We start from the raw sequence: 1,032 nt of genomic DNA, 5'->3' as shown, positions 1-1,032 counted from the left end.
TACATTCTTAATTCTACATTCTTAATTCTTAATTTTTAATTCCCCATTCTTAATTCCCCATTCTTAATTCTACATTCTTAATTCTACATTCTTAATTCCCCATTCTTAATTCTACATTCTTAATTCTACATTCTTAATTCCCCATTCTTAATTCTACATTCTTAATTCTACATTCTTAATTCCCCATTCTTAATTCCCCATTCTTAATTCTACATTCTTAATTCTACATTCTTAATTCAATGTAATTACTGTCACTTCTGGTGGACAAAATAGACGACCTGGCCAATAAGTTCCTAAACCACGATTAGTATACAACTGATTTTTACCGATCGAATGTAAACCCTCAGACCATTCCCAGTGCTTAGTTACTTTTGAACATACTTTCAAATACGGTATCCAGGGCTGCACAGATTTAGGAATATACTTCCGGAGGGTTTTCAACAATGCTGGCGCAGGTCCGATTCCTGGAATCACAATCTGACCACCATGGGTATGACCAGACAACTGCAAATCCACTCGCCAACGCTGTAATATCTCCGCAGTATCAGGGTTGTGGGATAAGACAATCCGGGGTGTTTTGGGGTCAATTTGATTGAGCACTGGACCAGGATTGAAATCACCAGACCAAAAATCAGCAAGTCCTACTAGAGGTAATTGTGCTCCAAACGGATAAGCGATCGCATTCCACAACACCTTCACACCAATCTTAGTTAGAGCCTGAGTAATTGTTGCTTTTGAATGACGCCAGGCTAAATCATGGTTACCCAGTATAGCATAGATTCCATGGCGACTTTCCAGGTACTTCAATCGCCGCGCTAGTAGATAAATAGGAGTCGGGCTATTGGTTACGTAGTCGCCAGTTAACACGACTAGATCAGGTTCAGCTTGATTAGCGGCTTCAATAGCGTCAGCTAAGATATTTTCTCGTAACTGCTGTCGATCATAATGTAAATCGGATAGTTGTACAAGTTTTGTGCCTCGCAATGACGTAGGTAAATCCGCGATCGCAACGGTGACTTTTTCTACCTTTAA

General features: G+C 39.7%; 1 protein-coding gene. It reads right to left on the bottom strand.

The features are described 5' to 3' along the window. Positions 1 to 231: 231 nt before the first annotated feature. Positions 232 to 1,032, bottom strand: an 801-nt coding sequence (locus tag F6K37_RS44255) for a metallophosphoesterase (protein ID WP_287257462.1), incomplete at its 5' end; no start/stop codon positions are given.

The organism is Moorena sp. SIO4E2 (assembly GCF_010671945.1).
In the GTDB taxonomy this organism is placed as follows: domain Bacteria; phylum Cyanobacteriota; class Cyanobacteriia; order Cyanobacteriales; family Coleofasciculaceae; genus Moorena; species Moorena producens.
Note: the sequence above shows the minus strand (reverse complement) of the source record. Positions and strands in the feature narration are given on the sequence as shown.